4 protein-coding genes and 2 pseudogenes are annotated in these 7,630 nt (G+C 56.9%); 4 read left to right on the top strand and 2 right to left on the bottom strand.

Annotated elements, in window-relative coordinates:
- The first annotated feature begins 148 nt into the window (after nt 1-148).
- The 4 genes and pseudogenes from ACMX3H_RS15390 to speD all read left to right on the top strand — a co-directional run bounded on the left by ACMX3H_RS15390 (nt 149) and on the right by speD (nt 3,452).
- Complete coding sequence (locus ACMX3H_RS15390; protein ID WP_415211452.1) at nt 149-628, top strand: hypothetical protein; 480 nt, start codon at nt 149-151, stop codon at nt 626-628.
- A 678-nt stretch (nt 629-1,306) separates the two neighbouring features.
- Nucleotides 1,307-1,655 (top strand): annotated as a pseudogene (locus tag ACMX3H_RS15385) (YacC family pilotin-like protein).
- A gap of 110 nt (nt 1,656-1,765) precedes the next feature.
- On the top strand, nt 1,766-2,629 hold the full coding sequence (gene speE / locus ACMX3H_RS15380; RefSeq protein WP_415211451.1) for a polyamine aminopropyltransferase: 864 nt from the start codon (nt 1,766-1,768) through the stop codon (nt 2,627-2,629).
- A gap of 28 nt (nt 2,630-2,657) precedes the next feature.
- Nucleotides 2,658-3,452 (top strand): adenosylmethionine decarboxylase, encoded by a 795-nt coding sequence (speD, locus tag ACMX3H_RS15375; RefSeq protein ID WP_415211450.1) that lies wholly within the window; start codon nt 2,658-2,660, stop codon nt 3,450-3,452.
- Nucleotides 3,453-3,768: 316 nt separating this feature from the next.
- Here the strand turns inward: speD and ACMX3H_RS15370 are convergent.
- Both ACMX3H_RS15370 and acnB read right to left on the bottom strand, forming a co-directional pair.
- Nucleotides 3,769-4,135: pseudogene (locus tag ACMX3H_RS15370) on the bottom strand (YacL family protein).
- A 231-nt stretch (nt 4,136-4,366) separates the two neighbouring features.
- Nucleotides 4,367-6,964, bottom strand: coding sequence for a bifunctional aconitate hydratase 2/2-methylisocitrate dehydratase (gene acnB, locus ACMX3H_RS15365; protein WP_415211449.1), 2,598 nt, complete (start codon nt 6,962-6,964; stop codon nt 4,367-4,369).
- Nucleotides 6,965-7,630: the final 666 nt, after the last annotated feature.

Raw genomic sequence — 7,630 nt, 5'->3', positions numbered from 1 at the left:
ACTCAAACCGGGATGGAAATAAAAGTTATTAAAATCAATACAATGTGAAAATACAATGAGCATAAGCGTGTAACGTAGGTTTACTGTCTCATACAACAAACCCACCAATAATTCAAGACGTCCTCCACGGGGCGCTTACGTTGAGACCGTGGACGACGTTTACGCGACCGCTTTCGCCATCGGCCACCGGCTGCCGGCGGTGGTGGTGGTGGTGGTCGATCTGGCGGACGCGCGCGGAGCGGCTTTCTATGCTGTCTCATCTGGGGGCCCATCCGCCCTGGGACAGACGCGCCTGATGGCCGTGGGCGACGCCGACGCCACGGCAATGGACGCAAATCGCGCCCCGCCATCGGTCCAGCTAACCTCCGCAGAGCAGCTCCCCCTGGCCATTCACGATGCCTTAAGCGATATCACGCCCCCGATTGAGCGCTTGGAATTGCCGGTGTCCTTCCCCCTGGCGGCTAATGAAAGCCAACGGCTGGAGGCGTTGGACCGCTCCGGTTTGGTGGACACCGCTCCCGAGGCAACTTTTGACCGGTTAACCTGGCTTGCCAGCCAGAATCTGCACATGCCTGTCGCACTGATGACGCTACTAACCCCCACGCGCCAGTGGTTTAAGTCACGATAGGGGCTGAAACTCACGCAGACACCGCGCAGTTGGGCTTTTTGCAATCACACCGTCCTGCGAAAAGGGTGTTTCGCCGTAAACGACCTGTCGCGCGAGACGTTCTTTGCCGACAACCCGGCGGTGGCAAACCCGCCTAACTTTCGCTTCTATGCGGGCGCGCCGTCAATCGCCAATGGCGCTGGGCCTGTGATAGGCTCGAACGCCAGGCGCAACATTAAACCGAGGCGCGACAACCCCTGAGGGCGCCGCGAATGGCGTTGCCAAAATCGCTTCAAAGACTATGTCGCGGCGGCGACACCGTCGCCCCTATGCGCACGACCCAAACGGTAGTGATGACTTAGTCAAACCATAGAGGAGGGAAACAAGCCAGGTGGCGTTTTATGTATCGGCCCTGTTCGCTTTGCCAGTACCCTGAGAGCTGGGCGTTAGCCAGGCGCAACTCGGCGCCCCGTTGTTGCAGTGGTGCTCCCTCCCCTGCCATTGCCATAATGGAACCGTTTTACCGTGCCGGATTGTTCGTTTCGGCGAGAGCAGAACCGGGAAGAGAGTGACCGCTGCGGTACAGATTCCTTTTCATGTTCCATAATAAGGAATAATCGCCCTGCGGCACAAATGATTGAAGGCGTCTATCTTGAAATATGATAACGTCAAAGTATAACGATTGAATTGAGTTTCACTATGAAAAACACCTTATTGGTGCTGCTGTTGCTTAGCCTGCTTGGGATTTACAGTGCCGCGCAGGCGCTGACGGAAAACGAAGCGGAAGATATGGCCGACCTGACGGAGGTGTTCGTCTATCTCAAGAATAATTGCGGCTATGCGGATATGCCCAATGAGCAGATCCGCCGCGCCATCTTGATTTTCGCCCAGCAAAACCGCTGGGATCTGAGCAATTACGCCGCCTATGATATGCGCGCGCTGGGCGAAGACAGCTACCGTGACCTCAGCGGGCATCCCCTTACCGTCGGCGAAAAAATGCGAATCGCTGGCGACTAACTCTCTCGGTTTACTCGCCTACGCCAAATAATACGCTCTCAAAGCCCCTTTGCACGAAATTTAACCGTGCAACCGCGAGCAGAGTTAGCTATCATATTGCGCTGTTTTTTTCATGGCGGACTTGCCAAGGAGCAGCCAGACATGTCCAACCAAGAAACCTGGCACGAAACGTTACACGACCATTTCGGCCAATATTTTACCGTGGATAACGTCCTGTACCGGGAAACCACCGGCCAGCAGGATTTGGTGATATTTGAAAATGCCGCGTTGGGCCGGGTCATGGCGCTGGACGGCGTGGTGCAGACCACCGAGCGCGATGAGTTTATCTATCATGAGATGATGGCCCATGTGCCGCTTATCGCCCATGGCAACGTCAAAAAAGTGCTCATCATCGGCGGCGGCGACGGCGGGATGCTGCGTGAAGTCAGCCGTCATCCCGGCGTAGAGCAAATAACCATGGTTGAGATCGATGCCGGCGTGGTGACCTTCTGCAAAAAATATTTGCCGCGCCACAACGCGGGCGCGTTTGACGACCCGTGTTTTACGCTGGTGATTGCCGACGGTGTGGATTTTGTTTCCCAAAGCAGCGAGAAATTCGATGTCATCATTTCCGACTGCACCGACCCAATCGGGCCGGGAGAAAGCCTGTTTACCTCTGATTTCTATCAGGGCTGCGCGCGCTGTCTTAACCAAGACGGCATTTTCGTCGCGCAGAACGGCGTGTGTTTTTTACAGCAGGATGAAGCGGTCAATAGCCACCGGAAACTCCGTCACTATTTTAGCGACGTCAGCTTTTATCAGGCAGCGGTGCCGACCTATTACGGCGGTATCATGACCTTCGCCTGGGCCAGTCAAAATCCGGCGCTACGCCAGCTCGACACCGCGACCCTGGCGGCGCGTATCGACAAGACCGGACTGACCTGCCGCTACTATAACGCGGCGATCCATAACGGCAGCTTCGCCCTGCCGCAATATTTGCTGAATGTCTTATCAGCTTCCCGCTGAAACGGTATTTATAAGGGGGTGAACCAAATTGCAGAAGCTAAAACTACACGGCTTTAATAACCTGACCAAGAGCCTGAGTTTTTGTATTTACGATATTTGTTATGCCAAAACGGCGGACGACCGTGACGGCTATATCGCCTACATTGACGAACAATATAACGCCAATCGTCTGACGGAAATTCTCAGCGAAACCTGCTCCATGATAGGCGCCAATACCCTGAACATTGCCCGCCAGGATTACGAGCCGCAGGGCGCGAGCGTGACCATACTGGTTAGTGAGGAGCCGGTCGACCCCGGCAGCATCGACACGTCCGAACATCCCGGGCCGCTGCCGGAATCGGTGGTGGCGCATCTGGATAAAAGCCATATTTGTGTGCATACCTACCCGGAAAGCCATCCCGAGGGCGGCCTGTGCACCTTCCGCGCCGATATAGAAGTATCGACCTGCGGCGTCATTTCCCCGTTAAAAGCGCTTAATTACCTGATCCATCAGTTGGAGTCGGATATTGTCACCATGGATTACCGCGTGCGCGGCTTTACCCGCGATATCAACGGGGTAAAACATTATATCGACCATGAGATCAACTCGATTCAGAATTTTATGTCTAAAGATATGAAAGCGCTGTATCACATGATGGACGTCAATGTGTATCAGGAGAATATTTTTCACACTAAGATGATGCTGAAAGATTTCGATCTGAAACATTATCTTTTCAATGCCCGGCCGGACGATCTCAGCGCGGACGAGCTCAAAGCGATTACCGATCTACTTTACAAAGAGATGCAGGAAATCTATTACGGCCGCAACCTGCCCGTAATGTAACTCCCGGCCTTGCCGGCAACATTGGCCGCTCGGTCCAAGGCAATCAGAGCGCGGAACTCGACAAGGCGGGCCTTTCGCCCCCAAAAAGGCGGCCAGCTGCGTATGCTATGGCGACGCTGGCCTCTTAGGCCAGGCCCGCGCGCTTCGGTACACGCTCTTCATGACGGCGCCAGGCCCATTGCAAAGGCGCGCCCGCCGGGGGCGACTGGCAAGCCGAGGGCAGGTCTGGCAAGCGGCGGAGAAGTTAGGCGAGCCGGGGGGAAGTCAAGCAAGCTGGGGGGAGTCAGGTGAGAGGAGAGCAACCACGGCCCGCGCTTCATCCGCCGGTATTAATAAAATGGCGATACCGCTTCAGCATCAGCAGAAAATCGTCGCTGCCGCACAGCGACAGGCTTTCTTCATCGTAGTAACTGAGCCCCTCTTCCTGGTCGTCAAACTCGACTGACATGCCGTTGGCGCGCACCATGACCTCTTCGGCGTCAATGAGCAGGGTATATTCATGGCCGATATGCTGCCACTGCGCCAGGGAGCCGGACAGGCTATGCAAACGCCGCTCCACGTCCGCCAGCAGCGCCATATCGCCCTTCACTTCGTCATTCAGCCAATGCCCGATGGCCTTCATGGCCCATGGAGAATTTGACGATGACCTGACCGGTGGTGTCGCGTAAAAATTCGTAGTCCATCGTTGCCGTCCCCCCCGTCAGGGGCGCTGTGCCGTATCTTTTTGGAAAATGGTGGTGGAAGATAATGGGATTTTACGCGTTTTTACCGCGCCCGCCAAAGCCTGCGTCACGATTATCGCCGCCGGTGCCTGCGGTTACCCCGGTACGCACGCCGTACGCACGAAAAAAAACCGCCCGTCAGCGACGGGCGGTAGTGGACTTGCAGGGCGGGCGCCGCCGAACGCGGGCGGATCAGACCGCGGTTTGGAAAATGACCTGATCGGCTTTATCGGTATATTCGCTGAGGCGGTCGAAATTCAGATAACGGTAGGTATCCACCGCCGTCTGATCCACCAGCGCCATCGCCTGCAAATATTCCTCCACCGTCGGCAGACGGCCCAGCAGCGAGGTGACCGCCGCCAGCTCCGCAGAGGCCAGATAGACGTCGGCGCCGTTACCTAAACGGTTCGGAAAGTTACGGGTAGAGGTGGACACGACCGTCGCGCCATCAGTTACCCGCGCCTGGTTACCCATGCACAGCGAGCAACCCGGGATTTCCATACGCGCGCCGCTTTTGCCAAAGACGCTATAGTAGCCCTCTTCGGTGAGCTGGGCGGCGTCCATTTTGGTTGGCGGCACGACCCACAGGCGGGTCGGCAGCTGGCCCTTGTGGCTGTCCAGCAGCTTACCGGCGGCGCGGAAGTGGCCGATATTGGTCATGCAGGAGCCGATAAAGACTTCATCGATTTTGCTGCCGGCCACGTCAGACAGCAGACGGGCGTCGTCCGGATCGTTCGGCGCGCACAGGATCGGTTCGCTGATTTCGGCCAGATCAATCTCAATCACCGCCGCATACTCGGCATCGGCATCCGCCGACAGAAGAGACGGATTCGCCAGCCAGCTTTCCATGCCTTTGATACGCCGTTCCAGCGTGCGGCGATCGCCGTAACCTTCCGAAATCATCCATTTCAGCAGCACGATATTGGAATTCAGGTATTCGGTAATCGGCGCCTGGTCAAGCTTGATGGTACAACCGGCGGCGGAGCGTTCCGCCGAGGCGTCCGCCAGTTCAAAAGCCTGTTCCACTTTCAGTTCCGGCAGGCCCTCGATTTCCAGGATGCGACCGGAGAAAATGTTTTTCTTGCCCTTTTTCTCCACCGTCAGCAGCCCTTGCTTGATGGCATAATACGGGATCGCATGCACCAGATCGCGCAGGGTAATGCCCGGCTGCATGGCGCCTTTGAAACGAACCAGCACCGATTCAGGCATATCCAACGGCATTACCCCGGTCGCGGCTGCGAAGGCCACCAGCCCGGAACCCGCCGAGAACGAGATGCCAATCGGGAAACGGGTATGGGAATCGCCGCCGGTGCCGACGGTATCGGGCAGTAGCATACGGTTCAGCCAGGAGTGGATGATACCGTCGCCCGGACGCAAGGAGACGCCGCCGCGATTCATGATGAAGTCCGGCAGCGTGTGGTGGGTCTGCACATCCACCGGCTTGGGATAGGCGGCGGTGTGGCAGAATGACTGCATCACCAGGTCGGCAGAGAAGCCCAGGCACGCCAGATCTTTTAACTCATCGCGCGTCATGGGGCCGGTCGTGTCCTGCGACCCCACCGAGGTTATTTTCGGCTCGCAATACTGGCCGGGACGCACCCCCGGCACGCCGCAGGCGCGGCCGACCATTTTCTGCGCCAGCGTATATCCTTTGTCGCTGGCGGCGACATCGCGGGCGTGGCGGAAGATGGTGCTGGGCGGCAGACCCAGCGATTCACGCGCGCGCGCGGTCAGACCGCTGCCGATGATGAGCGGAATACGGCCGCCGGCGCGCACTTCGTCCACCAGCACATCCGTTTTCAGCGTAAAGCTGGCAAGCAGCGCGCCGGTCTCGTGATGACGGATTTCCCCCGCGAACGGGTAGATATCAATGACGTCGCCCATGTTCAAATCGGACACGTTCACTTCGATCGGCAGGGCGCCGGCATCTTCCATGGTGTTGAAGAAAATCGGCGCGATTTTGCTGCCCAGCACCACCCCGCCGCCGCGTTTGTTCGGCACATACGGAATGTCGTCACCCATAAACCACAGCACCGAGTTGGTGGCGGATTTGCGTGAGGAACCGGTACCCACCACATCGCCGACATAGGCTAACGGGAAGCCTTTGCCGTTCAGCGCCTCGATCTGCTGGATGGGGCCGACGTTGCCGGGCTGGTCGGGGATAATGCCATCACGGGCGTTTTTCAGCATCGCCAGCGCATGCAGCGGGATATCCGGCCGCGACCAGGCGTCGGGGGCCGGCGATAAATCATCGGTGTTGGTTTCGCCGGTGACCTTGAACTCGGTAACGGTCATTTTTTCCGCCAGCGGCGGACGGGACAGGAACCATTCCGCCTCGGCCCAGGACGTCATGACATCCTGCGCGTGGGCATTACCGGCCCTGGCTTTCTCTTCGACATCATAAAAGTTGTCGAACATCAGCAGCATGGATTTTAGCGCGCGGGCGGCGATAGGCGCCAGTGCCTCATTGTCCAGCGCGTCCACCAGCGGCGCAATGTTGTAGCCGCCCTGCATGGTGCCCAGCAACTCAATGGCTTTTTCCGCCGTCACTAGCGGGGAAGACGCCTCGCCTTTGGCAACGGCCGCAAGGAAACCTGCTTTGACGTAGGCCGCTTCGTCCACGCCCGGCGGTACCCGATTGGTCAACAGATCCAGCAGATACGCTTCTTCACCCGCCGGCGGGGTTTTCAGCAGCTCAACCAGCGCCGCCATTTGTACGGCATCGAGAGGCTTAGGGACAATGCCCTGTGCAGCACGCTCGGCAACGTGCTTACGATAATCTTCTAGCACGACGTTCTCCTCGCTTTCATTGTCATAGGTAGTGCCTGGCTTTCCATTCCCTACCGGCGATACATTAATTAGAAAAGGTTCGTTGTTATCCGGCTGGGCAAGAGCCAGTTTATCAGTATTTAACCGTCTTGTTAATTTGTTTACATAAAAGCAACATGATATTTGGCTGAAACGATAAGGCTTTAGCTACACCTGTAAGGGCGGGCGGCGGCGCGGCGATAACCGCGCGCCGCCTGACGAATCACTTTGACATGAAAGCGTGCCGAAGCAAAGCGCCGGCGCGCCCGCTATGGCGCGAATTTCAACGCCGGCGCCGCCAAAGACGCTCCTCCCCTATCGTTTTCGTCCCGTCGCTCCCCCTACCGTTCTCTCTGTCGCTGCGCTATCGTTCAAGAGTTAATGCCTTACGCCCTTTTTTTTCAACAATACTCCTCTGGCGCGCGCAATTATTAATTCCCAAAGTAAGGAGACTAAATGAACACCCCACCTTGTATGTCCTATACGGATGTATCGGTTAAAGCGAACTGGGAGTAAGCGTACGCCCAGCGCCGTCTGTTAATTCCCCATCAAGTTATTAAAGATGATGTCCATTATTTTTTTAATGGGCGCAATTCATGAAACAAACCCCACCAAAACCCTCAAGACGTCGTCCCAATTTCCCGCTGG

Source organism: Sodalis sp. (in: enterobacteria) (genome assembly GCF_047607725.1).
Taxonomy (GTDB): Bacteria; Pseudomonadota; Gammaproteobacteria; order Enterobacterales; family Enterobacteriaceae; genus JBLKSS01.
The sequence above is the reverse complement of the archived record's forward strand: the minus strand, read 5'-3'. Positions and strand labels throughout refer to the sequence as shown.

Coding starts and splice junctions, on each gene's coding strand:
- speE (WP_415211451.1), top strand. CDS start 1,766: ATGTCCAACCAAGAAACCTGGCACGAAACGTTACACGACCATTTCGGC.